Annotated in this window: 23 protein-coding genes and 4 tRNA genes; 2 read left to right on the forward strand and 25 right to left on the reverse strand. The window is 66.8% G+C overall.

The genetic code is table 11. The annotated features are described in order from the left end of the window. Positions 1-28: 28 nt before the first annotated feature. Complete coding sequence (locus tag F614_RS0108115; protein WP_018878516.1) at positions 29-1888, reverse strand: peptide-binding protein; 1860 nt, start codon at positions 1886-1888, stop codon at positions 29-31. Positions 1889-2140: 252 nt separating this feature from the next. Between F614_RS0108115 and F614_RS0108120 the strand changes: the two genes are divergently transcribed. After that, positions 2141-2944, forward strand: coding sequence for an enoyl-ACP reductase (locus F614_RS0108120; protein WP_018867493.1), 804 nt, complete (start codon positions 2141-2143; stop codon positions 2942-2944). Between the two features lie 126 nt (positions 2945-3070). On the opposite strand, the gene F614_RS0108125 is transcribed toward F614_RS0108120, so the two are convergent. From F614_RS0108125 to prmB, 22 genes are all read right to left on the reverse strand, one after another. After that, positions 3071-4960 (reverse strand): SurA N-terminal domain-containing protein, encoded by a 1890-nt coding sequence (locus F614_RS0108125; protein ID WP_019558689.1) that lies wholly within the window; start codon positions 4958-4960, stop codon positions 3071-3073. Positions 4961-5364: 404 nt separating this feature from the next. Then, positions 5365-5441: transfer RNA gene (locus F614_RS0108130), tRNA-Asp, on the reverse strand. Positions 5442-5477: 36 nt separating this feature from the next. Continuing rightward, a tRNA-Val gene (locus F614_RS0108135) sits at positions 5478-5553 on the reverse strand. A gap of 11 nt (positions 5554-5564) precedes the next feature. Then, the gene (locus tag F614_RS0108140; protein WP_017940837.1) at positions 5565-5837 is read right to left on the reverse strand and encodes an HU family DNA-binding protein; all 273 of its coding nucleotides are present in this window, start codon (positions 5835-5837) and stop codon (positions 5565-5567) included. Positions 5838-6097: 260 nt separating this feature from the next. Continuing rightward, on the reverse strand, positions 6098-8563 hold the full coding sequence (gene lon / locus F614_RS0108145; RefSeq protein WP_019558690.1) for an endopeptidase La: 2466 nt from the start codon (positions 8561-8563) through the stop codon (positions 6098-6100). A gap of 82 nt (positions 8564-8645) precedes the next feature. Continuing rightward, positions 8646-9926, reverse strand: coding sequence for an ATP-dependent Clp protease ATP-binding subunit ClpX (clpX, locus tag F614_RS0108150; protein ID WP_018867496.1), 1281 nt, complete (start codon positions 9924-9926; stop codon positions 8646-8648). 148 nt (positions 9927-10074) lie between these two features. Next, the gene (gene clpP, locus F614_RS0108155) at positions 10075-10716 is read right to left on the reverse strand and encodes an ATP-dependent Clp endopeptidase proteolytic subunit ClpP (protein ID WP_018867497.1); all 642 of its coding nucleotides are present in this window, start codon (positions 10714-10716) and stop codon (positions 10075-10077) included. After that, the gene (tig, locus tag F614_RS0108160; protein WP_026329835.1) at positions 10713-12020 is read right to left on the reverse strand and encodes a trigger factor; all 1308 of its coding nucleotides are present in this window, start codon (positions 12018-12020) and stop codon (positions 10713-10715) included. The genes clpP and tig overlap by 4 nt, the downstream gene beginning before the upstream one ends. A gap of 82 nt (positions 12021-12102) precedes the next feature. After that, positions 12103-12189: transfer RNA gene (locus tag F614_RS0108165), tRNA-Leu, on the reverse strand. Positions 12190-12319: 130 nt separating this feature from the next. Then, positions 12320-12395: transfer RNA gene (locus F614_RS0108170), tRNA-Lys, on the reverse strand. Positions 12396-12534: 139 nt separating this feature from the next. Continuing rightward, entirely contained in the window at positions 12535-13803 is a 1269-nt protein-coding gene (locus tag F614_RS0108175; RefSeq protein WP_028484713.1) for a YeeE/YedE family protein, read from the reverse strand. Positions 13804-13941: 138 nt separating this feature from the next. After that, positions 13942-14628 carry a 7-cyano-7-deazaguanine synthase QueC gene (queC, locus tag F614_RS0108180; RefSeq protein ID WP_018867500.1) on the reverse strand — a complete coding sequence of 229 codons (687 nt, stop codon included), beginning with the start codon at positions 14626-14628 and terminating at the stop codon, positions 13942-13944. Position 14629: 1 nt separating this feature from the next. Further along, positions 14630-15325 (reverse strand): 7-carboxy-7-deazaguanine synthase QueE, encoded by a 696-nt coding sequence (gene queE / locus F614_RS0108185; protein WP_018878518.1) that lies wholly within the window; start codon positions 15323-15325, stop codon positions 14630-14632. Continuing rightward, positions 15322-16071 (reverse strand): tol-pal system protein YbgF, encoded by a 750-nt coding sequence (gene ybgF, locus F614_RS0108190; protein WP_019558692.1) that lies wholly within the window; start codon positions 16069-16071, stop codon positions 15322-15324. The genes queE and ybgF overlap by 4 nt, the downstream gene beginning before the upstream one ends. A gap of 121 nt (positions 16072-16192) precedes the next feature. Beyond that, entirely contained in the window at positions 16193-16747 is a 555-nt protein-coding gene (gene pal / locus F614_RS0108195) for a peptidoglycan-associated lipoprotein Pal (RefSeq protein ID WP_018867503.1), read from the reverse strand. A gap of 45 nt (positions 16748-16792) precedes the next feature. After that, positions 16793-18079 (reverse strand): Tol-Pal system beta propeller repeat protein TolB, encoded by a 1287-nt coding sequence (gene tolB / locus F614_RS0108200; RefSeq protein ID WP_038037302.1) that lies wholly within the window; start codon positions 18077-18079, stop codon positions 16793-16795. 34 nt (positions 18080-18113) lie between these two features. Beyond that, positions 18114-19127 carry a cell envelope integrity protein TolA gene (tolA, locus tag F614_RS0108205; RefSeq protein WP_019558694.1) on the reverse strand — a complete coding sequence of 338 codons (1014 nt, stop codon included), beginning with the start codon at positions 19125-19127 and terminating at the stop codon, positions 18114-18116. A gap of 10 nt (positions 19128-19137) precedes the next feature. Continuing rightward, complete coding sequence (gene tolR, locus F614_RS0108210; RefSeq protein ID WP_019558695.1) at positions 19138-19590, reverse strand: protein TolR; 453 nt, start codon at positions 19588-19590, stop codon at positions 19138-19140. Positions 19591-19593: 3 nt separating this feature from the next. After that, a complete protein-coding gene (gene tolQ, locus F614_RS0108215) occupies positions 19594-20268 on the reverse strand; it encodes a protein TolQ (protein ID WP_018867507.1) in 675 nt (224 codons plus the stop codon). A gap of 32 nt (positions 20269-20300) precedes the next feature. Further along, a complete protein-coding gene (gene ybgC / locus F614_RS0108220) occupies positions 20301-20720 on the reverse strand; it encodes a tol-pal system-associated acyl-CoA thioesterase (protein ID WP_018878520.1) in 420 nt (139 codons plus the stop codon). Then, positions 20717-21760: a Holliday junction branch migration DNA helicase RuvB gene (gene ruvB, locus F614_RS0108225; protein ID WP_018867509.1), complete on the reverse strand. Its 1044-nt coding sequence runs from the start codon at positions 21758-21760 to the stop codon at positions 20717-20719. The genes ybgC and ruvB overlap by 4 nt, the downstream gene beginning before the upstream one ends. 96 nt (positions 21761-21856) lie before the next feature. Beyond that, positions 21857-22750 (reverse strand): 50S ribosomal protein L3 N(5)-glutamine methyltransferase, encoded by an 894-nt coding sequence (gene prmB / locus F614_RS0108230; protein ID WP_018867510.1) that lies wholly within the window; start codon positions 22748-22750, stop codon positions 21857-21859. A gap of 84 nt (positions 22751-22834) precedes the next feature. Here prmB and asd point away from each other — a divergent pair, with 84 nt between their 5' ends. Next, the gene (gene asd / locus F614_RS0108235) at positions 22835-23689 is read left to right on the forward strand and encodes an archaetidylserine decarboxylase (RefSeq protein WP_018878523.1); all 855 of its coding nucleotides are present in this window, start codon (positions 22835-22837) and stop codon (positions 23687-23689) included. A 252-nt stretch (positions 23690-23941) separates the two neighbouring features. On the opposite strand, the gene F614_RS0108240 is transcribed toward asd, so the two are convergent. Both F614_RS0108240 and recQ read right to left on the reverse strand, forming a co-directional pair. Further along, the gene (locus tag F614_RS0108240) at positions 23942-24694 is read right to left on the reverse strand and encodes a DUF3581 family protein (RefSeq protein WP_018867512.1); all 753 of its coding nucleotides are present in this window, start codon (positions 24692-24694) and stop codon (positions 23942-23944) included. 43 nt (positions 24695-24737) lie between these two features. Continuing rightward, positions 24738-26627 (reverse strand): DNA helicase RecQ, encoded by a 1890-nt coding sequence (gene recQ / locus F614_RS0108245; RefSeq protein ID WP_018867513.1) that lies wholly within the window; start codon positions 26625-26627, stop codon positions 24738-24740. Between the last annotated feature and the right edge of the window lie 163 nt (positions 26628-26790).

The raw sequence follows: 26790 nt of genomic DNA on the forward strand, positions 1-26790 counted from the left end.
TCGGTTCCACTACGTGGCCCATGGGCGACTACTGTCCGTAGCGCTGGAGTTCGAAGGGCACGTAGATCTCCAGCGGCACCGCCCCGAGGTTCAGCCCCAGCGCGGTCTGTTCCAGGTTCTGGATGCGCCGGTCGATGAAGGCCAGCGTCTGGCGCCGCATCAGGAAGGTGTAGGGCTGGTCCTCGTGCAGGATGCGCTCGGCCTCGCGCCACAGCTCCATGCGCGCCGGCTCGTCCACCTCGCCGCGGGCCGCCTCGATGATCGCGTCCAGCTCGGGGTTCTGGTAGTGGATAAAGTTATCGCCGCCGGAAACGGTCTGGCTGGAGTGGAACATCTGGTAGATATCCACCTCGACGCCACTGGTCCAGCCCAACGTGATGGCGTCGAAGTCCTGGCGACTGAGCTTTTCCAGCATCACCGACCACTCGGTCGGCTGGGGCCGCATCTCCACTCCGGCACGCGCATAGAGATCGCGCAGGAACAGAGCGATGCGGCGGGTGTCCTCATTGTCCTGGAAATACGCCAGCTCGAAGGAGAACGGCTCGCCGTCCTCGTTCACCAGCACGCCATCCCGGTTACGCTCGCGGTAGCCGGCCTCGGCGAGCAGCTCCAGGGCCCGCTCGACATCAAAGGGGATGGGTTCGAGATCCGGATTGTGCTGATCGCTGCGTGGCGAGAACGGCGAGATCGCCCGCTCGGCATACCCCAGCATGACCTCCTCGATCAGCCGGTCGACGTCGGTCAGGTAGCTCATCGCCTTGCGCACCCGCGGATCGGCGAAGCGCGTTGGCTCGCCGTTGCGCTGCTGATTCCAGGCGATATAGGAATAGCCCGCCGTCGGACTCATGTACTCGTGGGTGTCCGCGCGTTCGCGCAGCGCCTCGTCGTCACGTAGCCGGGCGTATTCACGCGGCCGCGCGCCGTAGACATCGATATCCCGGTTGCGGAAGGTGGTCAGGCGCGCGCTGTCGTTCTGGATTACGCGCCAGACCAGGCGATCCAATGGCGGCTCGATCGGGCCCCAGTAGCGCGGGTTGCGCTCCAGCTCGATGCGCCCGGCGTCCGGCGTCCAGCCGGTCGGGTCCTCCAGCCGGTAGGGGCCGGAACCGAGCAGGATGCCGCGCGACTCGTTGAAGGTCTCGGGGTCCTCCAGGTAGCGCTCGTAGAAATGCTTCGGCAGCACATCGAGCCCACCGGCCACCCGCATCGCATCGAAGTAAGGTTCCTCGAACACGAACCGTACCGTGCGTTCGTCCACGGCCTCCACCGCCTCGACCTTTTCCAGGAAGGCACGCGCCCGCGGCACCGCGATGGCGTCGGTCATCAGGAAATCGAAGGTGAACTCGACGTCCTCCGCGGTCAGTGGCTCGCCATCGGAAAACTGCGGCCCCGAACGCAGGCGGAAGGTCAACTCCGTCCCGCTGTCGTCGAATTCCCAGGACTCGGCCAGCAGCCCCTGCCATTCCAGGGTGTCCGGATCGCGAACCACCAGCGACTCCAGCACATAGTTCTGCACCTCGGAGGCATAGGCATCCGAGGACACATACGGCGTAATGGTCGCGAGCCCCGTGCCAAAGGCCTGCACCAGCCAGTCACCCTCGGCGTAGTCCTCCTGCTCCGCGGCCCGTGCCGCGCGGCGGAAGGCCGACGGGACCGCGTCCGCCCGCGGGGCCTGCTCGGCCTCCATGCCGGCGAAACGTCCCGAGGCCAGGTCCGACTCCAGCCCCTGCAGGCTGCGCCGCAGCGCCCGCAGGTCCCGAGCCTGCTCGCTCATGGTGTTCTGCATGGAGGCCATGCGCTGCCACTGGCGGTCGATCTGGACCATCACCAGCAGCAACAGGATGCCCAGCACGATCAGGGTCACGATCCAACCGAAATGACGACTCACAAGACCTCCGGGTTGTTGCGCTGGCCGCCCGCCACACTGTTTTCGGCATGACGGGCGAGCGGTCGCGGGGACCGCGGGTGCTGGCACTATAGCAAGCCACCTGCTTCGGCTCATCGGGTGCTGGCCGCACTAGCACCACATCGGTATGATCCCGGAGACAGTCGCGCCCGTCCCCGGTTCCGCAGCCGGGCGGGCGCCGTCGAGACGGCCCGCCCGGGTACGTCCGCACGGATCCGAACCAAGGAGTGTCACATGGGTTTTCTGAAGGGCAAGCGCGCACTGATCGTCGGCGTTGCCAGCAACCGTTCCATCGCCTACGGCATTGCCGCGGCCATGCATCGCGAGGGCGCCGAGCTCGCCTTCACCTACCAGAACGAACGCCTGCGCGATCGCGTCGAGAAACTGGTCGCGGACTTCGACTCCGACATCCTGGTGCCCTGCAACGTCGAGGATGACCGCGAGATCGAACAGGTCTTCGAGCACCTGGACAATTACTGGGACGGCGTCGACATCCTGGTGCACTCGGTGGCCTTCGCACCCAAGGAGCAACTGGAAGGCGACTTCCTCGACAACATGACCCGCGACGGCTTCCGCATCGCGCACGACGTCAGCTCCTACAGCCTCGCGGCCTTTGCCAAGGCCGGCCGCGCGATGATGAAGGATCGAGACGCCTCCATCCTTACCCTCAGCTATCTGGGCGCCGAACGCTCGATGCCCAACTACAACGTGATGGGTCTGGCCAAGGCGAGCCTGGAGGCGAACGTCCGTTACCTGGCCTATACGCTGGGGCCGGAGAGCACCCGGGTGAACGCGATCTCCGCCGGCCCGATCCGCACCCTCGCGGCCTCCGGGATCGGCGAGTTCAAGCGCATCCTCGACCACGTCGAGGCCAATGCCCCGCTGCGGCGCAACGTGACCACCGAACAGGTCGGAAACGCCGGCGCCTTCCTCTGCTCCGATCTCGCCTCCGGCATCACCGGCGAGATCATGTATGTCGACTCCGGCTACAACACGGTGGGCCTGGGCGCGGCCGAGATCGGCCTCGACAACAAGTAGCGTCGACGGTCCGCAACCGGGACCTTCCCGGGTTGCACGAAAAAGGCCCGGCCCGCTTGCGCGGCGCCGGGCCTTTTTTATGGGACCGGATACGCCGCGCGCATCCCCGAGGTCCCTGGTCGAGCCCTAGTCGAGCGCGTCGGGGAAGCGCTTGATGTCGGCCTGTTCTTCCAGCCAGGCGAGGTAGGCCCGGAATTCGGCGCTGCCATAGGCATTACCGATCTGGTCACGCGCCTGCTGGCGTGCAGTGGCATCGGCGACGTCCTCGCCCATACGCACCTCTTCCAGCACAGTCACGGCAAAGTCGCCGTCGCCGATCCGGGCACCGGCGATCTCCACCGCGCCCTCGCCCGGGGCCGGCAGGCGGAACAGGTGGTCCTGCAAGCCGGTGGGCAGTTCCGCGGCGCGCTCGCGGGTGACCTCGACCGAGCGACTCCAGGCCCCGTTCTCGTCCGCCTCTGAGGCCCAGTCCTCCGCCGCGGTCAGGCGCTCGATCAGGGCCTCGCCGGCTTCACGGGCGGCATCGGCCGCCGCCTGACGCTGCAGGCGCTCGCGAATCGTGTCTTCCACCTCCGCCAGCGGGCGCACCTCGGACGGCTGGTGTTCGTCGACCCGCAGGATCACCGTGGAGCCGTCCTGCAGGTCGATTGCCTCGCTGTTGTGGCCGTCTTCCAGCACCCGCGGATCAAACGCCGCATTGCGAATGGAGCGGTGCCGCGCAATGCCGTCCCCGGAGCCCCGCGAGAACCAGTCGCTGGTCTGGATCTCCAGCCCGGTCGCATCGGCCGCCGGCTCCAGGCTGTCGGGGAACTCGATCCCCAGCGCCATCATGTCGTCCAGGGCGTCGATCTGCATCTGCTCCGCCGTGCGATCGCGCAGATCCTGCTCGACCTCGTCGCGGATCTCTTCGAACGGCTGCGGCTGGGCCTCCTGGATCGCGGTCACCTCGAGGATGAACCAGCCTCGCTCGGTGCGCACCGGCTGGCTGATCAGGTCCTTCGGCAGGGTAAAGATCACGGTCTCCAGCGTGGAGCCCAGATCCCCCCGGGCGATCTCGCCCAGCTCCCCGCCACGGTCGGCGGTCAGGCTGTCCTCCGAGTATTCCTCGGCCAGCTCGGCAAAGTCCTCGCCGGCCTCCAGCCGCTCGCGCAGCTCCCGGATGCGGGCCTCGCCCTCCTCGCCCGTGTCCTGAATACGGATCTGGCGCACCTCGCGCAGCTCCGGCTGCTCGTAGCGGCTGCGGTTCACCCGGTAGTGCTCGCGCACCTGGTCCTCGGTGACCTCGACCCCGGCCTCCAGGCCCTCCGGATCCAGCCGGAGATAACTCACCCGTACGCGCTCGGTGGTGGTGAACTCATCGGGATTGGCTTCGTAGTACGCCTGAATGGCGTCCTCGTCCACCACGTCCGGACGGTCGAACTCGTCCGCGGAGAAGACCCGCCAGCTGGCCACGCGGGTCTGGTTGCGCAGACGACTGTAGTCTTCCACCAGGCTTTCCGGTACCACGCCGGTCGCCTGGATCCCCCGCTGGATCTGCGACAGCACAATGCTGCGCGCGATGTCCTGTTCGAAGTCCGCAGGACTGATGCGCTGGGCGTTCAGCAGCTGGCTGTAGCGTTCGCGGCTGAAGCGCCCCTCTTCCTGAAAGACCGGCATGCCGCGGATCTCGCGCAGCACGCTGTCACCGGCGGCCTTGAACCCGGCGGAATCCGCCGCCTGGCGCAACAGTTCCTGACGGATCAGCGTCTCCAGGGCCTGCAGGCGGATGCCCTGCTCGTCGAGCACATCATCGGGGATCTCGCCGCCGAACATGCGCGCCATCTCGTCGCGCTGGGCGCGCGCCTCCTGATGCACATCGCGCACCGCGATATCCGTGCCGTTCACCTCGGCCGCCACCAGCGGGCCGGCCCCGCCGAAGTACTCGCCCAGGCCCCACAGGGCAAAGGGAATGGTGATCAGGCCGATGATCACATAGGCGAGCCAGCCGCTCGCCCGGTCACGAATCGCTTGCAACATGATGGTCTCTGCTCACTCCGCCGTGGAGAGGAAATCGGGAATCAACCGCCGATGGTAGCAGGCGCGCCCGCGCACGTCTGCGCCTAGGTTATCCACCACGAAGCGCACGAAGGCACGAAGAAGGGCAAGGTCAAGGGCGTTTGCACCACAGAGGACACGGAGGGCACGGAGAAAGTCGATAGCGATCCGCGGGAAGGACAGAGCATCGTAGGATTGGAAGGATGAAGTTGTGTCAGGGGGGGGGAACGCCGCGTGTTGCCGCGGCCCCGAATTCCTTGCCCTTCTCCGTGTCCTTCTCCGTGTCCTTCGTGTCCTCTGTGGTGCAAACGCCCTTGACCTTCTTTTCTCCTGGATCGCAATAGCCAAAAAAGAAAAAGGCGCCACAAGGGCGCCTTTCTCGGAGATGGCGGAGCGGACGGGACTCGAACCCGCGACCCCCGGCGTGACAGGCCGGTATTCTAACCAGCTGAACTACCGCTCCGTATTCTTGCAGTGCAACCAGGGTCAGGGTTGCACTTGGTGGGTGCTGACGGGTTCGAACCGCCGACATTCGCCTTGTAAGGGCGACGCTCTACCAACTGAGCTAAGCACCCGATAAAGCGCGCTAGTTTACTCGATCCTTGAGCGCTTTACCAGCCTTGAACGAAGGCGTTTTCGAAGCGGCGATCTGGATGGTCTGACCGGTACGCGGGTTACGACCGGTGCGGGCCTCACGCTCGCGCACCAGGAAGGTACCGAAGCCGACAAGGGAGACCTGGTCACCCTTGGCGAGGGTGTCGCCAACAACACTTACCATGGCATCCACGATCCGGCCGGCCTGGGCCTTGGGGACATCGGCTTCCGCCGCGATCGCGTCGATCAGTTCGGATTTATTCATGAAGCGCTTCCTTATCTCAGTGGTGACTCAGGCTTTCTGCCGGACTGGGCCTAGCTTACACCAGCCGGAGGCCTTTTCTCCATGGCCCCGCAACTGCCCTCGGCGAGAAATCAGGTGATGCGGATGGGGTTATAGCAAGCCCCCGGAAAACGAGTCAAACGCGATCTCCTGACCGCCCCCGCACGGGTGTGATCCAGTCCACAAAAAACCGCGGAGCCCCGGTCTGCGGGTCCCCGCGGTTTCCGTCCGTTTACAGACGCTTAGTGGTGCCGAACCCGGCGACGGCCGGATTCCTTGGCCGGTTTGACGACTTCTTCGACCTTCTCCGGGGTTTCGCCCGCCTTGCCCTCCGGCATATGCGTCAGCGCCACCTCCAGGACCTCGTCGATCCAGCGCACCGGGCGAATATCGAGCTTCTGCTTGATGTTCTTCGGGATGTCGACCAGATCCTTCTCGTTTTCTTCGGGGATCAGGACCGTGCGGATCCCGCCGCGATGGGCGGCCAGCAGCTTCTCCTTCAGCCCGCCGATCGGGAGGACCTGGCCGCGCAGGGTGATCTCCCCGGTCATCGCCACATCCGCTCGCACCGGGATCCCGGTCAGTGCCGAGACGATCGCGGTGCACATGCCGATACCGGCAGATGGTCCGTCCTTGGGCGTCGCACCCTCCGGCACGTGGATATGCAGGTCCTTCTTCTCGTGGAAGTTTTCCTCCAGCCCCAGGGCCTCGGCACGCGAGCGCACCACGGTCAGCGCCGCGTGGATGGATTCCTGCATCACGTCGCCGAGCTTCCCGGTCTGCTGGGTCTTGCCCTTGCCCGGGACCACGCTGGCCTCGATAGTCAGCAGCTCGCCCCCGACCTCGGTCCAGGCCAGACCGGTCACCTGACCGATCTGATCGTTCTCCTCGGCCAGGCCAAAGCGGAACCGGCGCACGCCCAGGTACTTCTCCAGCGTCTTCGGGGTCACCGACGTGGTCCGCGCACGCTCCTTCTCGCTGGCCAGCAGGCGCTGCTTGGCCACCTTGCGGCAGACCTTGGCGATCTCGCGCTCCAGCGAGCGCACACCGGCCTCCCGGGTGTAATAGCGCACGATGTCGCGCACCGCCGCATCGGAGATCTGGATCTCGGCCGGCTTCAGGCCATTGGCCTTGATCTGCTTGTCGAGCAGGTAGTTGTGGGCGATGTTGACCTTCTCGTCCTCGGTGTAGCCGGACAGCCGGATGACCTCCATGCGATCCAGCAGCGGCCCGGGGATGTGCATGCTGTTGGCCGTGGCCACGAACATCACGTCGGACAGGTCGAAATCGACCTCCAGATAGTGGTCGCTGAACGTGTGGTTCTGCTCCGGATCCAGCACCTCGAGCATGGCCGAGGCGGGGTCGCCCCGGAAATCCATCGCCATCTTGTCGATCTCGTCGAGCAGGAACAGCGGGTTGCGCACCCCGACCTTGGCCAGGTTCTGGATGATCTTGCCCGGCAGCGAGCCGATGTAGGTGCGACGGTGGCCGCGGATCTCGGCCTCGTCACGCACCCCGCCCAGCGCCATGCGCATGAACTTGCGGTTGGTCGCACGAGCGATGGACTGACCCAGCGAGGTCTTGCCGACGCCGGGCGGGCCCACCAGGCACAGGATCGGGCCCTTCAGCTTGCGCACTCGCGACTGCACGGCGAGGTACTCGAGGATGCGTTCCTTGACCTCTTCCAGGCCGTAGTGGTCCTCGTTGAGGATCTTCTCGGCACGCGCCAGATCCTTGCTGACCCGGGTCTTCTTCTTCCACGGGACATTGACCAGCCAGTCGATGTAGCTGCGCACGACGGTGGCCTCGGCCGACATCGGCGACATCATCTTCAGCTTGTTCAGCTCGGCGGTGGCCTTCTTCTTGGCCTCCTCCGGCATCCCGGCCTTCTCGATCTTCTCGGCCAGGTCTTCCTGTTCGTTCGGCGCGTCCTCGAGGTCGCCCAGCTCCTTCTGAATGGCCTTCATCTGCTCATTCAGGTAGTACTCGCGCTGGGACTTCTCCATCTGCTGCTTCACGCGGCCGCGGATCTTCTTCTCGATCTGCAGCACGTCCATCTCGCCCTCGATCTTGGCGACCAGGTGCTCCAGGCGTTCGCGCACATTGGCGATCTCGAGGACCTGCTGCTTCTCCTCGAGCTTCAGGGACATGTGCGCGGCGATGGTATCGGCCAGGCGCGAGGTGTCGTCGATCCCGGCCAGCGAAGTCAGGATCTCCGGCGGGACCTTCTTGTTCAGCTTGATGTACTGCTCGAACTGGTTCAGCGCGGAGCGGCCGAGGACCTCGAGTTCCTTGTCCTCGGTGTCGTATTCCTCGTCGATCAGCCGGATGTCGGAGACGAAGTAGTCCTCCTCCTTCTCGGCATCACCGGTGGCGGAAACATCCATCACGCGGGCGCGCTGGGCCCCCTCCACCAGCACCTTGATGGTGCCGTCGGGCAGGCGCAGCAGTTGCAGGATGTTGCCCAGGGTACCGATATCGTGCAGATCGCCGGCTTCGGGTTCGTCGACCTCGGCGCTCTTCTGGGCGACCAGCAGGACCTGCTTGTTCTCGGCCATGGCCGAATCCAGCGCGCGGATCGACTTCTCGCGACCCACGAACAGCGGGATGACCATGTGCGGATAGACCACGACATCGCGAAGCGGCAGCACCGCGACGCGCTTGACGGGGGAGTCCACCTCGTTCTGGGAGGAGTGGGTATCGGTCATGTTGCCCCCTCAGGGCTGGACGAATGTACAGAAGGAAGTGGGGGCGGCGGCGCCCATTTCAAGGGCGCCGCAACACTTCCGCTCAGGAATCCGCGGCCGCCTGCTTCTTGGCGAACGAGTCGTTCTCGTACACCAGATACGGCTCGGCATCGCCGCGGATCACCGCCTCGTCGATCACCACCTTGCTGACGCCTTCCATGGACGGCAGCTCGTACATGGTGTCGAGCAGGATGTTCTCCATGATGGTGCGCAGGCCGCGCGCCCCGGTCTTGCGCTCCATCGCCTTGTGGGCGATCGCGGACAGGGCGTCGTCGCGGAACTCCAGTTCCACCCCTTCCATCTCGAACAGGCGGGCATACTGCTTGACCAGGGCGTTCTTCGGCTGGGTCAGGATGGTGATCAGCGCGTCCTCGTCCAGCTCGTCCAGGGTCGCCTGCACCGGCAGGCGCCCCACGAACTCGGGGATCAGCCCATAGCGCACCAAGTCGTCGGCCTCCAGCTGCTTGAGCCACTGGCCACCGGACTTGGCCGCCTCGGTGGTACGCAGCTCGGCGCCAAAGCCGATGCCGCCCTTCTCGGCGCGCTGCTGGATGACCTTCTCCAGCCCGGAGAAGGCCCCGCCGCAGATGAACAGGATGTTGCTGGTATCGACCTGCAGGAACTCCTGCTGCGGATGCTTGCGTCCGCCCTGCGGGGGGACCGAGGCGGTGGTGCCCTCGATCAGCTTCAGCAACGCCTGCTGCACACCCTCGCCCGAGACGTCACGGGTGATGGAGGGGTTGTCCGACTTGCGCGAGACCTTGTCGATCTCGTCGATGTAGACGATGCCGTTCTCGGCCTTCTCCACATCGTAGTCGCACTTCTGCAGCAGCTTCTGGATGATGTTCTCGACATCCTCGCCCACGTAACCGGCCTCGGTCAGCGTGGTCGCGTCGGCGATGGTGAACGGGACGTTCAGTACTCGCGCCAGCGTCTCGGCCAGCAGCGTCTTGCCGGAGCCGGTCGGGCCGATCAGCATGATGTTCGACTTGGACAGCTCGACATCGTCCTTGCCGGCCTTGGCCTGCAGACGCTTGTAGTGGTTGTACACCGCGACCGAGAGGATCTTCTTCGCGGAGTTCTGGCCGATCACGTAATCGTCCAGGATCGCGCGGATCTCGTGCGGGGTCGGGAGGGAATCCCGCTCGGTGTGGCCGGCCTCCTGCATCTCCTCGCGGATGATGTCATTGCACAGCTCGACGCACTCGTCGCAGATAAATACGGATGGCCCGGCGATCAGCTTGCGCACCTCGTGCTGACTCTTTCCGCAGAAAGAACAGTACAGGAGCTTGCCGTCGGCGGAGGGGGTGGTTTCGTCGCTCATCCGTTTGCCTCGGTTGCGATTTCAGTGTTCTTCAAAACATGCCCCGTTTGCCTGTGAGTTGCAAACGGGCCAAGCAGAAGTCCGGTATTGAGGCCCCGCCCCGGAGCCGGTCTCCGGGGCGCGGTTGCGATCGGCGCGGACGAGGGGATCAGTCGTCCGCGGAGTTGCGGTGGGTCAGGACGTGGTCGACCAGGCCGTATTCCTTGGCGTCGGTCGCGGTCATGAAGCGGTCGCGATCGGTGTCCTGCTCGATCTTCTCGATCGGCTGGCCGGTGTGGTGGGCCAGTACGCGGTTCAGCTCGTCACGGATCTTCAGGATCTCGCGGGCATGGATATCGATATCCGACGCCTGACCCTGAAAGCCGCCCAGCGGCTGGTGGATCATCACCCGCGAGTGCGGCAGCGTATGGCGCTTGCCGGGGGCCCCGCCCGCCAGCAGAACAGCGCCCATGCTCGCGGCCTGGCCCACGCACAGCGTGCTGACCTCGGGCTTGATGAACTGCATGGTGTCGTAGATCGCCATGCCGGCGGTGACCGCGCCACCCGGGGAGTTGATGTACAGGCTGATCTCCTTGTCCGGGTTCTCCGACTCGAGGAACAGCAGCTGAGCCACGATCACGTTGGCCATGTAGTCCTCGACCGGACCCACACAGAAGATGACCCGGTCCTTCAGCAGACGGGAATAGATGTCGTAGGCGCGCTCGCCGCGGGCGGTCTGTTCGACCACCATCGGGACCAGGTTCAGGCCCTGGGCATGCTGCGCGCCCTGGTCGGCCATGTCGTGGCTCATTCAGTCGACTCCTTGTTCGGATTCATGACGTCCTGGAAGCTGGTTTCCTTCTCGGTGACCTTGGCCTGCTCGACCACCCAGTCGACCACCTGGTCTTCCAGCACCAGCGACTCCAGGTTGCTCTTGGCCTGGGGATTGGAGCGGTAGTAGTTCTTCACCTCTTCCGGGTCCTCGTAGGTCGCGGCCATCTCCTCGAGATCGCGCTCGACGCGCTCGGCGTCTACCTCGAAGCCCTTCTGGTCGATGATCGCACGCAGGGCCAGCCCCAGGCGGACGCGGCGCTTCGCCTCGTCCTCGAACAGGCTGTCCGGCAGCGGCTGGGTCTGCTCGGCACCCCCGAAACGCTTCTCGGCTTCCTCGCGCAGACGGTTGATCTCCGACTTCACCAGGGCGTCCGGCAGGTCGAAGTCGTGCTTGTCGACCACGGCCTCCAGGACCTGCTGCTTCACCCGGCCCTTCAGGGCCTGACGCAGTTCCCGCTCCATATTGGACCGCACATCAGCGCGAAGTTTCTCCACCGAGCCGTCCTCGATGCCGAATTTCTTCGCGAACTCTTCGTCGACCTCCGGCAGCTTGGGCCCCTCCACCTGCTTGATGGTCAGGGCGAACTGCGCGGTCTGGCCCTTCAGATTCTCCGCCGGGTAATCCTCGGGGAAGGTGACGTCGATGGTCGGCTCCTCGCCGGCCTTCACGCCCTTGAGCTGCTTCTCGAAGCTCTCGATCAGGCGCCCGGCGCCGACCTCGACCTGGAAGTCCTCGGCCTTGCCGCCATCGAACTCCTCGCCGTTCAGGGTGCCGACGAAGTCCAGGGTGACACGGTCGCCCTTCTTCGCCTTGCGCTTGACCTCGGCCCACTCCTTGTTCTGCTCGCGCAGCGAGTCAATCACGCGGTCGATGTCCTCGTCCGCCACCTCGGCCTTCGGCCGCTCGATCTCGACGTCGGCGAAGTCGGCCACCTGCACCTCCGGGAACACCTGGAAGCTGGCGGTAAACTCGATGGCGTCGCCGCCCTCCAGGCTGGTCGGCTCGATGCTCGGGTTGCCGGCCGGTTCCAGACCCTCCTGCTGCACCGCCTCGCGGTAGCTCTCCTGCAGGACCTCGCTCAGCACCTCCTGGTAGACGCCGGTGCCATAGCGCTGGCGCACCACCTTCAGCGGGACCTTGCCCGGGCGAAACCCGTCCAGCTTGACCCGCTTGGCCAGGGACTTCAGGCGGTTGTCGACCTCGGTGTCGACCCGCTCGGAGGGGACCTGGATGGTCATCTTGCGTTCCAGGTTGCCGGTGGCTTCAACAGAAACTTGCATGGAGGGCCTCGTCATAGTTCGGATATCGGTCATCCCTGCCGATCGCAGTGGTAACCTTCATGGCGTTGGGAAATGCGGACTGTGGTGCGAAAGGAGAGACTCGAACTCTCACGGGTTTTACCCCACTGGGACCTAAACCCAGCGCGTCTACCAGTTCCGCCACTTTCGCGATCTTGCAGAAAACTCTCGTTTCTCGCGCTGTTACCGCGCAACAGCCGCACATTCTAGCGTGTTCCCCGCCCGCAAACACAAAGGGCCCGTATGAACGGGCCCTTGTGCCGGCGCGGGGCCGGAGAAAATGGTGGGTCGTGTAGGATTCGAACCTACGACCAATTGGTTAAAAGCCAACTGCTCTACCAACTGAGCTAACGACCCTTTTCGGTTTGGCCGTCGGCGACCCCGCGGGTCCCCCTGGCCGAGCTGCAAAACCGAAGGCCCGGGATCACCGGGCCTCCAGTGCCGCGTAGTTTACGGCGCGGCGGGGAAAACGCAAGGCGCCCCCGCCGCTACGCCATCAGATGGCTTCCAGCTTGCGCATGCCACCCGGCAGCAGCTTCATGTCCACCAGCGAGGTGATCAGCGCCTTGCCGAAGGAGGCCTCGTCTTCGTAGACCATCTTGTAGTACTGGATCTTCATGGTCAGCGCGGCCCCGAAGACGATCATGATAAAGGTCAGGAAGCCGCCCAGCGCGAGCGTGGAGATCCCGGTGATGCCCTGGCCGATGGTGCAGCCCATCGCCAGCACGCCACCGAAGCCCATCAGGATCGCGCCGATGAAGTGGTTCACGAAGTCGCGCACCGAGGCGAACCACTCGAAGCGGAACGCACGGGTAACCAGGGCCCAGAAGAAGGAGCCGAGGATCACGCCGGCCAGCGCCATCACGCCGAAGTACAGCACGGTGTTGTCAAACCCGCTCGACACGTAGCGCAGGCTCTGGCCCATCGGATTGATGAAGGTGAACGACTGGTTGGCCCACGGGGCACTCTCGGACGGGCGCTCACCCGCGTCGGCATCGGCCACGAAGTCCCAGTCGGCCACGTAGGCCTGCGGGGTGTAGGTGTCCATGCCGTCGTCGATCTGGATGTTGCTGGTCAGCCACCAGGCGCCGAGCACCATCAGGCCGATCACCAGACCACCCAGGATGTTGTCAAAGCTCTTGCGGAAGTCCGCGGCCTTGAAGATCAGGGCCAGCAGCAGCACGCCGATCACCGCGCCCAGCACCAGGCGGGCGGTCAGGCCGTTCTCTTCGCCGGCCACCAGGGTACCCAGGTCCTGGCCCGCCGGGGTGGAGATGGCCAGCGCGGTGGTCCAGTCCATGAACAGCAGGGAATAGAGGGTATCGGAGGTACCCGGCAGCGGGCGCACCATGTAGTAGGCGATGATCGCGATCACGATCAGCACCATCAGCGACTTGATGTTGCCGCCACCGACGCGCACCAGGGTCTTGTTCCCGCAGCCGGAGGCGTAGGTCATGCCGATCCCGAACAGGAAGCCGCCCAGGGCGTGCTCGACCCACTGGAACTCGCTCATGCGGTAGTTCGGGAAGGAACCGTCGGCGCTCAGCACCCCGAAGAACTCGAGGATGGCCACGCCCAGCATGGCCACGGCGATCGCCAGCAGCCAGGAGCGCATACGCCCGGTATCACCCATGTTCACCCAGTCGGAGACGGCGCCCATGGTGCAGAAGTTGGTCTTGTTCGCCACGGCCCCCATGATGAAGGCGAGGATGAACGCCCCACCGAGGAACGCCATCGCGGCAGTTGAAAAACTGGAGAATTCCATCACGTATCCTCTCGACGAAAGATTTCAGGGCAGGCCTGCACCCACGGGGTGCGCAGCATACATCGGACGCTAGACGAGATCGAGCCCGTTTTCATTCCTGCGGGAACGAACATGCAGCCGGCGGGCTGCCGGCGGGCATCACGCGGGGATATAGCGGGTCGGGTCCGGCACGCCGGCCGCAGCAAAGCCCTCGCGCCGGATGCGGCAACTGTCGCAGCGGCCGCAGGCGCGCCCCTCGGCATCGGCCTGATAGCAGCTGACCGTGTGGCGGTAGTCCACCCCGAGCTCGCTGCCCGCCCGGATGATCTCGGCCTTGGACAGGTGCATCAGCGGCGCCCGCACCTCCCAGGGCGTGCCCTCGACCCCGCTGCGGGTGGCCACCCGGGCCAGGTCGCGGAACGCGTCGATGAAGGCCGGACGGCAATCCGGATAACCGGAATAGTCCACCGCATTGGCGCCGACGTAGAGCAGCCGCGCGTCCAGGGTCTCGGCCAGCCCCAGGGCCAGGGCCAGAAACACCGTGTTGCGCGCCGGCACGTAGGTCACCGGGATGCCCTCGGTCGGCGCGGTCGGTACGTCGATCGCCGTGTCTGTCAGCGCCGAGCCACCGATGGCGCTCAGGTCCACCGCCACCACGCGGTGGTCGGTCACGCCCTGGTCCGCGGCGACCCGCCGCGCAGCCTCCAGCTCGGTCCGGTGGCGCTGTCCATAGTCAATGGACAGGGCATGGCACTCCAGGCCTTCGGCGCGCGCCATGGCCAGGCAGGTCGCCGAGTCGAGCCCGCCCGAGAGCAGCACCACGGCCTGTTCCGCGCGTTCGTTCATATCAGCGGCCCGGCTGATCGCCCCAGAGGAGCTTGTGCAGCTGAACCTGGAAGCGTACCGGCACACGTTCGGCCACGATCCAGTCAGCCAGGGTCCGCGGCTCCAGTTCGCCGAACACGGGCGAGAACAGGACCTCGACCTCCGGGTCCAGCCCCAGGCGCTCGAGCTCGGCCCGGGCCCAGTCAAAGTCTGTGCGCCCGGCCAGCACGAACTTCAGCTGGTCCCCGGCCTTCAGCCGCGGAATGTTATCGGGGAGGTTGCGTTCGGCCTCCTTCGAGCCCGGCGCCTTCCAGTCCATCACGATGGCGACCCGGGGGTCGACACCGGCGATGTCCATCGCCCCGCTGGTCTCCAGCGACACCGTGAACCCGGCGTCGCATAGTGCCTCCAGTAGCGGCAGGCAGCCCGGCTGGGCCAGGGGTTCACCACCGGTCACGCAGACATGCCGCACCCCGGTGCGCCCGACCCAGTCGAGGACCGTCGGCAACATCAGCGCCTCGCCGCCCTCGAAGGCGTATTCGCTGTCGCACCAGCGGCAGCGTAGCGGGCAACCGGTCAGGCGCACGAAGGCTGTGGGCCAGCCGACCTGCGCCGCCTCGCCCTGCAGCGAGACAAACATCTCGCTGATCCGCAGCCGCACCGACGCCGGGTCGACGACCCCCGAGCCACGGGCGTCACGCAACGGGGCGGTGGTCATTGGGCGCGATCGATCCGCTGCAGGCGTTCGCGGGCCAGGCGGTCCAGTGTCGTACCGCCATAGTCGGCACGCACTGCCTCCAGGGCCTCGCGGGCCGCATCGAAGTCCTCCAGCTCGTAGTGGGAGTACCCGATCTTCAGCAGTGCATCCCCACTCTTGTCGCTTTCGGGGAAATCCTCGCGCAGGCGCTGGAAGTCCTCGAGCGCCGCCTCGAATTCGCCGCTGGCGTACTTCGCCTCCGCCAGCCAGTACCACGCATTCGCGGTAAAGCTCCCCTCGGGGTAATCCTCGATGAACCGCTCCAGCTTGCGCATGGCGGTGGCAAAGTCGCCGGCCATCAGGTCGTCAAAGGCCTCCTGATAGGCGGCCTGCTCGTCGGCCTCCGGCAGATCCAGCTCGACCACCTCCTCGCGCGGGGCCGCATCCGGCGCCGGCCCTCCGCCCTCGACGGCGGCCACGCGCTCGTCCAGGTGGCGGAACTGGTCGCGCTGACGGGTACTGAGGCGGTTCACCTCGTGGCGCAGGGTCTCCACCTCCCCGCGCAGTTCGCGCAGGTCCCGGTTCAGCGACTCGGAGACCTGCAGCAGCTCGTTCATCGCGCTGGAGTCCAGCACGCGTTCGATACGGTCCAGGCGCCGATCCAGCTGGCGGATCTGCGACTGGGTCGCGAACACGGTGTCGTCCTGCGCCCCGGCGGCCCCCGGCATCAGAGCCAGCGGGGTCAGGACAAAGGCCGCGGCCAGCATGGCCGCCAGGAACGGCCCCGGGCGCGCCGGGTTCCGAAACAGAAATGCCCCCGAGGGGGCATCTCCGCAAGACGTACTGAACATCGATCGCATCTGGCTTCCCGGGTTTACCTACCCTGACTCAGCGCCGGGATTCGTAGACGAGCTCGACCCGGCGGTTCTTGGCCCAGGCCTCCTCGTTCTGCTGGAAGGCCACCGGCATCTCCTCACCATAACTGATGACCTCGAGCTGGTCATCCGAGGCGCCGTTCAGATTCAGCACCCGCCGCACGGACTGCGCACGGCGTTCGCCCAAGGCCAGGTTGTATTCGCGGGTGCCGCGCTCATCCGTATGCCCCTCCAGGCGCATGCGCGCGCCGGGGTTCTCCGCCAGGTAGGCCGCGTGGGCCTCCAGCATCGGCATGAATTCTGACTTCACCTCGTCACGGTCGAAGTCGAAGTAGACCAGGCGCTCGGCCAGCGGACTGTCCGGGTCGTCCAGGGCGGCGGCATCGAACTCCCGGTCGCGACCGATCCCACGGGCCTCGGCGGCCTCGCGTTCGGCCCGCTCCTGCTCGGCGGCACGTTCGCGCTCGGCGGCACGCTCGGCATCCTCGGCATCGCGGGTCGGAGTGGCACAAGCCGACAGGGCCGCGATCACCACGGCGGCAAGGGTCAGACGAAACGCGTTGTTCATGGTGTTGGTTCCTCGAAAGAAGGTGACAGTCAAAGGGTCCGAAAATCAGTTCAGGGGTGACCAGGCCGGCTCGCGCACCTCGCCTTCGCGGGCGGCCAGACGCTGGTGCACCTGGCCGTCGCGGCTGACGGAACCGAGCACGCCCCGCCCCCCGTCGGTCATGGCATACAGGATCATGCTGCCATTGGGGGCAAAGCTTGGCGACTCTGCATCGCGTCCGTCCGTGAGGCGCGTCACACGGCGGTCATCCAGATCGAGGCGGGCCAGCTGAAATCCGCCGTCACCCCCATGGACATACACCAGCGACCGCCCGTCCGGCGAGATGGTGGCGGCGGCCGCGTAGCCGCTCTCGAAGGTCAGACGCCGCGCATTCCCGCCGCCGGCTGGCTGGGCGTAGATCTGCGGGGCCCCCGCGCGGTCGGAGGTGAAATAGATCGTCTCGCCGTCCGGCGACCAGACCGGCTCGGTCTCGATCGCGCTGGAACGCGTCAGCTGCCGCAGCTCCCCGGAGGCCAGGTCCATCACATAGATATTCGGCGAGCCGTCGCGCGACAGGCTCAGCGCCAGTTGGCGACCGTCCGGGGACCAGGCCGGGGCACTGTTGATCCCGGTGAAGCTGGCGATGCGCGAGCGCTCGCCGGTCTCCACATTCTGGCGAAAGACCTCGGAACGGCGGTTCTCGAACGAGACGTAGACCAGCTCGCGGCCATCCGGGGACCAGTCCGGCGACATGATCGGATCCTCGGAGCGGAACAGAGTCCGCGGATTGGCCCCGTCGGAGTCGGCCACCTCCAGTCGGAAGGTGCGCGAGTCGTTCCGGCGCTCGACACTGACGAACGCGATACGCGCGCTGAAGGCGCCCGGGTCGCCGGTGATCTGTTCGTAGACGATGTCCGATACGCGGTGGGCGCCCCTCCGGAGCATGTCCGCCGGCACCGGGATGCGCCAGCCACCCAGGCGCTCCTCCGCCAGCACGTCGAACACGTGGAACTCCACGATCACGTTGTCCCCGTCCGGGCGCTTGGAGCCCACCACCAGGTACTCCATGCCGGCGTCGGCCCAGGGCTGCGCGATGAAGTCGGCCGGGCCCGAGGGGGCCCGCGGCAGCCCCTCGCGCTCGACGTCGAACAGACCGCTACGGGTCAGATTCGCGGCCAGGATTCGCCCCACATCCTCGTCCGGGCGGCCCTCGCCCTCCCAGGTGAACGGTGCGACCGCGACCGGAATGGCCCCGGTCACACCCTCGGTCACGGTCACTTCCAGCACCGCGTGAGCCTGCGCCGACCACAGCAGCGCCAGCCCCAGCAGCATCGCGTGAATCATTCGTTGCATGGTGTTCCTCGTGGCCCGGTTGGGAGCGGGCCGGTCAGTCGGGCTCGAAACGGATGCGTACCCCGCCGCGCACGGCATCCGCGTCGGGCGGACGCGGCAGCGAGGACAAACGGTCCATGGTCTGGCGGACCGATTCGCAGAAGGCGGACCCGCCCGAGCAGCTCTCGATATCGAAATTGATGATACGCCCGGTCTCGTTGACACGCACGAGAACAATGGCACGGTCCGACGCATCCAGACCCGAGGGCTGGCGCCAGCGCCGCTGCACCACCGACTGCACCTGGGCACGCCATTCGTTCAGCTCCTGGTCCAGCTGCGCCTGGCGCTCGGCAGCCTCGCGTTGCGCCTGTGCCTCGGCCAGACGTTCGCGCTCGCGCTCCATCGCCTCGCGCCGGCGCTGCTCTTCCAGTTCACGCTCCTGCTCGGCGCGACGCTCGGCCTCCTCCCGCTCGCGGCGTTCGGCCTCCTCGCGTTCGCGCCGCTCCGCCTCTTCCCGCGCCTGGCGCTCCGCCTCCTCGCGCTCCCGCCGCTCGGCTTCCTCGCGTTCGCGCGCCTCCTCGGCCTCACGCCGCGCCCGCTCCGCAGCCTCGCGTTCCTGGCGAATGCGCTCGCGTTCGGCCTCGGCCTCCTCGCGTGCGCGTTGGCGTTCTTCCTCCGCCTCGCGGCGCGCCTGCTCGGCCTCCTCCAGCGCCTGCTGGCGCGCGCGCTCGGCTTCCTCGCGGCGGCGCTGTTCCTCGGCCTGGCGACGTTCCTCCTCGCGCCGGGCCTGCTCCTCGGCACGGCGGCGCTCCTCTTCCGCGCGCAGCTCCTCCGCGATTCGTTCCTGTTCCGCCACCTCGCGCTGGTGCTCGACGCGGTCGAAGGTCTCGGCATCCACCGCGACCGCGTCGATCACCTCGATATCTTCCTGCACCGCGATCTCCACCGCCGCCCGGGTCGAGGTCGGCGACACCAGGCTCACGTTCAGCAGCAACGCCGCGAACAGCACCCCGTGCAGGATCAGGACGAGGAGCAGGCTGAGGGGGTGACGGCGCAGGAGCTCGAACACGGCGTGTGGCTCAGTCCTGGTTGTTACGTGGCGGTTCGGTGATCAAGCCGACACGACCGCCCCCGGCGCGCTGGAGGGCGACCATTGCATCGATCACCCGGCCGTAGTCCACGTTGCGGTCCCCGCGCACGAAGGTCTGGGTGCCCGGATTCTCGGCGAGGAACTCGCGCACGATCTCGGTCATCTCCTGCGGCGCCAGCGGCTCGTTCACGTACGGGCCCTGGTTCAGGCTCATGGCCCCGGAAGCATCCACGGTGACCACCAGTGGCTCGGCCGCGGATGGATCCTCGTCCAGGGCCTCGGCATCGGCCTCCGGCAGATCGACCTCCACCCCCTGCTGCAGCATCGGGGCGGTGATCATAAAAATGATCAGCAGGACCAACATCACGTCGATGAACGGCACGACGTTGATCTGCGACATGGGCCGCCGCAGGCGGCGGCTGTTGCGACGCGACTCGGACATGGTTCAGGCCGGCGCCCCGGCGGCGCCCTCGGCCGGCTTGCCCGCGCCCTGGCGGTTCAGCAGGGCCACGAACTCGTCGCTGAAGTTCTCCAGGCGCGAGGCCACGCGATCGACGTCCCCGGCAAAGCGGTTGTAGGCGATGACCGCCGGGATGGCCGCGAACAGGCCCAGCGCGGTAGCGATCAGCGCCTCGGCGATCCCCGGAGCGACCATGGCGAGTGTGGCCTGCTGCACCCCGGAGAGCCCGAGAAATGCATGCATGATGCCCCACACGGTCCCGAACAGGCCGATGTACGGGCTGGTGGAGCCAACCGTGGCCAGGAATTGCAGGTAGCGCTCCATCTCGTCGGTCTCGCGGGCGATGGCCACGCGCATCGCGCGATGGGCCGGCTCGCCGGCCACCATGCCGTGCTGGCGGGCACGCAGGAATTCCTTGAAGCCGGAGGAGAACACGTGCTCCATGCCGGACATCTCGGACTTGCGGCGTACGCCCTCGTACAGGTGCGAGAGGTCCGCGCCCGACCAGAACCGTTCCTCGAACTCGTCGCTGGCCCGCTGGGCCGCGTTCAGCGAGCGCGCCTTGATGATGATCACCAGCCAGGAGAGTACCGAGGCGATCACCAGGATCACCATGACCAGCTGCACGATCAGACTGGCGTCCATGATCAGCTGGTACATCGAAAAGTCGACTGTCACTTGTCCATCTCCCGTTATGCCGTTGTTCCGTCCGCCGCCCGCATCGCGCGCGCCACTTCATCGGGGATCGCCACCGGCGCCTGCCGGGCCATATCGACACAGGCAATGGCGACCTCGCCGGTTGCCAGCGCCGTCGCCTCGCGCTGCACGACCTGCGCGAACTCCACGCTGGCGCGACGCATGCGCGTGACCCGGCAGGTGACCGTCAGGGCCTCGTTGAAATGCGCGGGACGCTGCATCTCCACAGCCAGACGCCGCACGGCGAACACAATTCCATACTCGGACCGCAGCCGGTCCTGCTCGAAGCCGAGGGCACGAAGCCATTCGGTACGCGCGCGCTCCATGAATTTCAGGTAATTGGCGTGATAGACCACGCCGCCGGCGTCGGTATCCTCGTAGTACACCCGCACCGGCCACTCGAATGCTGCGGTCATGGCTGGCGCGGACCCTCCGCCGCGGGCGTCAGCAGATCGCCCTCGTCCATCCGGGTCAGGCCGAACATCGCCAGGGTACGCCGGGTCGCCTGGCGCCCGCGCGGAGTGCGCTGCAGGTAGCCCTGCTGAATCAGGAAGGGCTCGACCACATCCTCCAGCGTGCCACGGTCCTCGTTCATCGCCGTGGCCAGGCTCTCGACCCCGACCGGGCCACCGTCGAACTTCTCCACCAACACCTCCAGCAGGCGACGGTCCTGGGCATCCAGCCCGGAGGCATCGATCGCCAGCAGGTCGAGCGCCTGCGCCGCCACGTTGTGGGTCACCACGCCATCGGCCCGGACCTGGGCGAAATCCCGTACCCGCCGCAGCAGGCGGTTGGCCAGCCGCGGCGTGCCGCGGCCCCGGCGGGCGATCTCCGCGGCTCCCTCGGCCTCGATCCCCACGCCCAGCAAACCGGCCGCGCGATCCACAATATGCGCGAGATCGGTGACAGTGTAATGATCGAGACGCTGCACGATACCGAACCGGTCACGTAACGGGGCCGAAAGCAGCCCCGCGCGGGTGGTCGCGCCCACCAGCGTGAACGGCGGCAGGTCCACCTTGATCGAGCGCGCTGCCGGGCCCTCGCCGATCACGATGTCCAGCTGGCCGTCCTCCAGGGCCGGATACAGCACCTCTTCCACCACCGTCGGCAGGCGATGGATCTCGTCGACGAACAGGACATCGCGCGGCTCCAGGGCCGTCAGGATGGCGGCCAGGTCACCGGCGCGTTCCAGTACCGGACCAGAGGTCTGGCGCAGGCCCACGCCGAGTTCGTTGGCGACGATGTGCGCCAGCGTGGTCTTGCCCAGCCCGGGCGGGCCGGCGACCAGGGTGTGATCCAGGGCCTCGTCGCGCCGGCGGGCGGCCTCGATGAACAGCCCCAACTGCTCGACTACGCGGGGCTGGCCGGTGTAGTCCGCGAGCCGCTTCGGGCGCAGGCTGACCTCGGCCCGCTCTTCCTCGGACCGACTCTGCATATCCACCAGACGTGATTCCATAGCCCCGCAGTATGCATCGCCACCGGTGCCGTTTACAGGGCCGTCCGGCGGGTTTTCGGATTCGCGTGCGTTCGAGCGTTCCCGCCCGTAGCGCCCTCAGGCGCCGGGGAGATCGCGCGCGTAGACCAGGAACACCCCGTGCCCGCCGGCCTCGAACTCCAGCCAGATCAGCGGCAGCTCCGGGAAGGCCGCCTCCACCGCGGCCTGACTGTTGCCGACCTCGACGATCAGCACGCCGTCTTCCTTCAGGTGTCCACGGGCCCCAGCGAGGATCCGGCGCACGATATCCAGTCCGTCGCCGCCAGCGGCCAGCCCCAGCGCGGGTTCGTGACGGTATTCGTCCGGCAGGGCCGCCATGTCCTCGGCATCCACGTATGGGGGGTTGGACACAATCAGCTCGTAGCGATCCCCGGGTTCCAGCCCGTCGAACACGTCGGACTGCACAGCGCGCACCTGATCGCCCACCCGGTGGCGCTCGATGTTGATCCCCGCCACCGCCAGCGCATCCGTCGACACATCCGCCAGGTCCACCTGCGCCTGCGGCAGCGCCAGAGCCATTGCGATCCCGATACACCCGCCCCCGGTGCACAGATCCAGCGCGCGGGTCACGCCATCGGGGTCGACCCAGGGCTCGAAACCAGCGGCAATCAGCTCGGCCAGCGGCGAGCGCGGCACCAGCACGCGCTCGTCGACATAGAACGGCAACCCGGCGAACCAGGCCTCGCGGGTCAGATAGGCCGCGGGCTTGCGCGTGGCGACCCGCTCGCGCAGCACCGCGACCACCCGCGTGCGCTCGACCTCGCTCAGGCGCGCATCCCACCAGGACTCGGGAAGATCCAGCGGCAGATGCAGGGTGTGCAGTACCAGCCAGGCGGCCTCGTCGAAGGCGTTGTCGGTGCCATGCCCGAAGCTCAGGCCGGCGCCGCGAAACTGACTGGCGCCGAAGCGAATGAAGTCGCGCAGGCTGCGCAATCCGGTGGTCGAATCCATGCCCGGTCTTTCCGTTACGTGCGAGGGCGGTCATCATACCGTCTCGAACCCGGCCTGTACGCCACCCTTCCCGTCGGACATCACATGAGCAAGATCGACCCCTGGCTGGCGCGTCTGTCGCACCTGCTGCCCCAGCACGCCCTTTCGCGCGGCGTGCACTGGCTGGCGCGCATCGAGTCGCCGCGCCTGCAGCCCCTGCTGCGCGCCTTCGTGCGCCGCTTCGGCCTGAACCTGGACGAGGCCGCCGAGCCGGACCTCGCGGCCTATGCCAGTTTCAACGCACTGTTCACCCGCGCCCTGCGCGAGGATGCGCGGCCGCTGGAGGGGGACGCCAACACGGTGGTCAGCCCGGCCGATTCGCGCGTCAGCGCGGCCGGGCGCATCGAGGCCGGCCAGATCTTCCAGGCCAAGGGCCATCACTACACCGTGCGCGAGCTGCTGGGTGGCGAGGACGATCTGGCGGAGGCCTTCCGCCACGGACACTTCGTCACCCTGTATCTGTCACCGCGCCACTACCACCGGCTGCACATGCCGCTGACCGGCACCCTGACCCACATGATCCATGTGCCCGGGCGGCTGTTCTCGGTGGCCCCGCGCATCGTGCGCCATGTACCCCGGCTGTACGCCCGCAACGAGCGGGTCGTGGCCTGCTTCGACACGCCTGTTGGCCCGATGGCCATGGCCCTGATCGGTGCCCAGAACGTCGGTTCCATCGAGACCGTCTGGGCCGGCGAGGTCACCCCGCCGCGGGGGCGCGAGATCAGCGTAAGCGAGTATCCGGACCGCGATATCACCCTGGAACGCGGGGCCGAGATGGGCCGCTTCAACCTCGGGTCCTCGGTGGTGCTGCTGCTGCCGGACCACCCGCTGAAGCTCGCCGACCACCTGACGCCCGAGACCGAGGTCCAGGTCCGCTCCGCACTCGGCCAGTTCTACTGACTTTTTTCACCACGAAGCACACGAAGGCACGAAGAAGGGCCAGGTCAAGGGCGGTTAACAGGAAGATGGGAAGACTAGAAGTAAAAACGATCGGTTAGATGGACTCGGGGGGCGGCCGGCCATCGAGGGCTATTAACTGCATCGCCCGGATCAGCCGTATCTTGCCTATCTTCCGATCTTCTCGCCTTCCTGTCCGCTCCAAGCCCTTGACCTTCTTCGTGCCTTCGTGCGCTTCGTGGTGAATAAAAACGTTCAGGCGTGGGCGCGGGCTGCGGTCTGGTTGAAGTAGGCGGCCTTCCAGCTCTCGTAGTCGGCGACGAGTTGCTCGACGTCGGCGGCATCGAACGGGCGCAGGCCGCTCAGCACCAGGTGCTTGCTGCCGTCGGCGACTACGGACTGATCGATCACCAGCTCGTAGTCCAGGCGGATCTCGCCGCGCTTGCCGTTGACGGTCATCACCGCGTCCTTCAGGCGCGGCTCCGGCACCCCGGCGCTGGCGGCCAGCGGCTCGGGCAGGCGGAAGCCCATGCGCTCGTACATCACCAGCGGGCGCTTCGGGTTCACCATCACGCCGTGCTCCTCCATCAGCGGCACCAGCACATGCGGGAAGTTCTGCCCGGAGAAGCTCACATAACTGCGGATCAGGGATTCGATCGCGTTGGGCTCGTCGATCACCGCGCCGGAGCGCTCGACCTCGATCACGCTCTTGCCATTGTCGTCGGTAATCGCAAAGGCCTCGCCCGGGGCCTCCGGGAAGATCAGCGGCACGTTGCCCCCCACCATGCCGGTAAAGCGGAAGTGCATGTTCGCGCTGGCGCCGTAGGTATCCAGCACCAGCGCGAACAGCAAATCGCCCGGCACGCAGAAGCGCCGGTTGTCGGCATCGTGGATCGGATTGAAATCGCCGGCGAGCGTCTTGGCAAAGTCACTGCCCTGCTCCGGGGTCACGACAAGTTGACCGTCGCGATGGCGGTAGAAATCCTCAAGGAAGCTTTTGTCGGTCACGCGGTCTCCCCGAAATCGTATTGCGGCGTGGTTTTTCGCACCACTATAGCCCGAAATGCCCCTCAATGGCCTTGATAAAGGCATCGCCATAGCGCTCCAGCTTGTGCTGGCCGACCCCGGAGATCCCGGCCATCTCGTCACGGCTGCGCGGGGCGGCCGCGACCATCTCCAGCAGTGTGGCATCGCTGAAGATCACGTAGGGCGGCACCCCCTGGTCGCGCGCGAGGTCGGTGCGCAATGCGCGCAGGGCCTCCCACAGCGCGCGGTCCTCGCTGTCCATCGCCGCCACACTGCGGGCGGTGTCGCGGCGGGCCGGGCGGGCCGTGCGCGCCTCGCGTTCCGGGCGCGCCAACTCTTCGCGCAGGTGGATCGACTCCTCGCCGCGCAGCACCGGGCGACAGGCCGGGTCCAGCTTCAGCCCGCCGTAGCCCTCCTCGTCCAGGCGCAACAGGCCGCGGGCGAGCAGCTGACGCACCACGCCGCGCCACTGTGCCTTGTCCAGTTCCTTGCCGATCCCGAAGGTGCTCAGGCGGTCGTGACCCAGGCGGCTCAGGCGTTCGCTCGCGGAGCCGCGCAGCACGTCGATCACGTGCCCCGCGCCGAAGCGCTCGCCGGTGCGGTAGATGCAGGACAGGAGCTTCTGCACCGGGACACTGGCATCCCAGGTGGCCGGCGGCTGCATGCAGTTGTCGCAGGTCCCGCAGGGCTCGGGCATGCGCTCGTCGAAGTAGGCAAGCAGGGCCTGGCGCCGGCAACTGGTGATCTCGCAGAACCCGAGCATCGCCTCCAGCTTTTGCTGCTCGATGCGCTGGCGCTCGGCGCCGGCCTGCGAGCCCTCCAGCATCTGGCGCAGGGTCACGACATCCTGCAGGCCATAGACCATCCAGGCATTCGCGGGCAGGCCGTCGCGCCCGGCGCGGCCGGTCTCCTGATAGTAGCCCTCCAGGCTCTTGGGCAGGTTCAGGTGAGCCACGAAACGTACGTTCGGCTTGTCGATCCCCATGCCGAAGGCGATGGTCGCCGCCATCACCACGCCCTCCTCGCGCAGGAACCGGGTCTGGTTCTCCGCGCGGGTCGCCGCCGGCAGACCCGCGTGATAGGGCAGCGCGGTAATGCCCTGTTCCGCCAGCCACTCGGCCACCGCCTCGACCTTCTTGCGCGACAGGCAATAGACGATACCGGCCTCGCCCGCGTGTTCCTCGCGGATGAAGCGCAGCAGCCGATCGCGTGCGGAACCGCCGCGCCCCCCGTCGGCCTGGGCGATGCGGTAGCGGATGTTGGGGCGATCGAAGGAGCTGACAAAGGCACGGGCCTGCTCCAGGCGCAGCCGCTCGCGGATCTCCTGGCGGGTGGGGCCGTCCGCCGTCGCGGTCAGGGCGAGGCGCGGCACCTGCGGGAAACGTTCGGCCAGCACCGCCAGCTGACTGTACTCCGGGCGGAAGTCATGCCCCCATTGCGAGACGCAGTGGGCCTCGTCGATGGCGAACAGCGCCAGCTCGATGCCCTCCAGACGCTCCAGCATGCCCGCGGCGAACAGGCGCTCCGGCGACATGTACAGCAGATCCAGTTCGCCCGCGTGCAGCGCGGCCAGCACGGAGCGGGCCTCGTCCGCCTTCTGGCCGGAATCCAGACTGGCCGCCGCCACGCCGTTCTGGCGCAGGGCCGCCACCTGATCCTGCATCAGCGCGATCAGCGGCGAGATCACGATGCCGCACCCGGGCCGCGCCAGCGCGGGGATCTGGTAGCACAGCGACTTGCCGCCGCCGGTGGGCATCAGCACCACGGCGTCGCCACCCGCGGTCACATGCTCGACGATGGCCTGTTGCTGACCGCGAAATTCCGTGTAGCCGAAGGTCTCGCGCAGGATCTCCAGTGGCGCCGCCGCCGGAGCGCTTCCCTGCGCTTCTCCAGCTGCAAGACCCGAGGGTTCCAATGGACGTACTCCAGACGGGAAGACAAGCCACGAAGACTGCCGAATGCCCGCCACCGCTGCAAGCCACCAGCGCCACAACCGCCCCGCGCCGGCCGCAATCCCTCCCGGTGCGCAGTCGCCCGCCGTGACCCGCCGCGATAAACTCCCCACCTGAATACCAAAA

Origin of the sequence: Thioalkalivibrio sp. ALE12 (genome assembly GCF_000381105.1) — a bacterium.
In the GTDB taxonomy this organism is placed as follows: Bacteria; Pseudomonadota; Gammaproteobacteria; order Ectothiorhodospirales; family Ectothiorhodospiraceae; genus Thioalkalivibrio.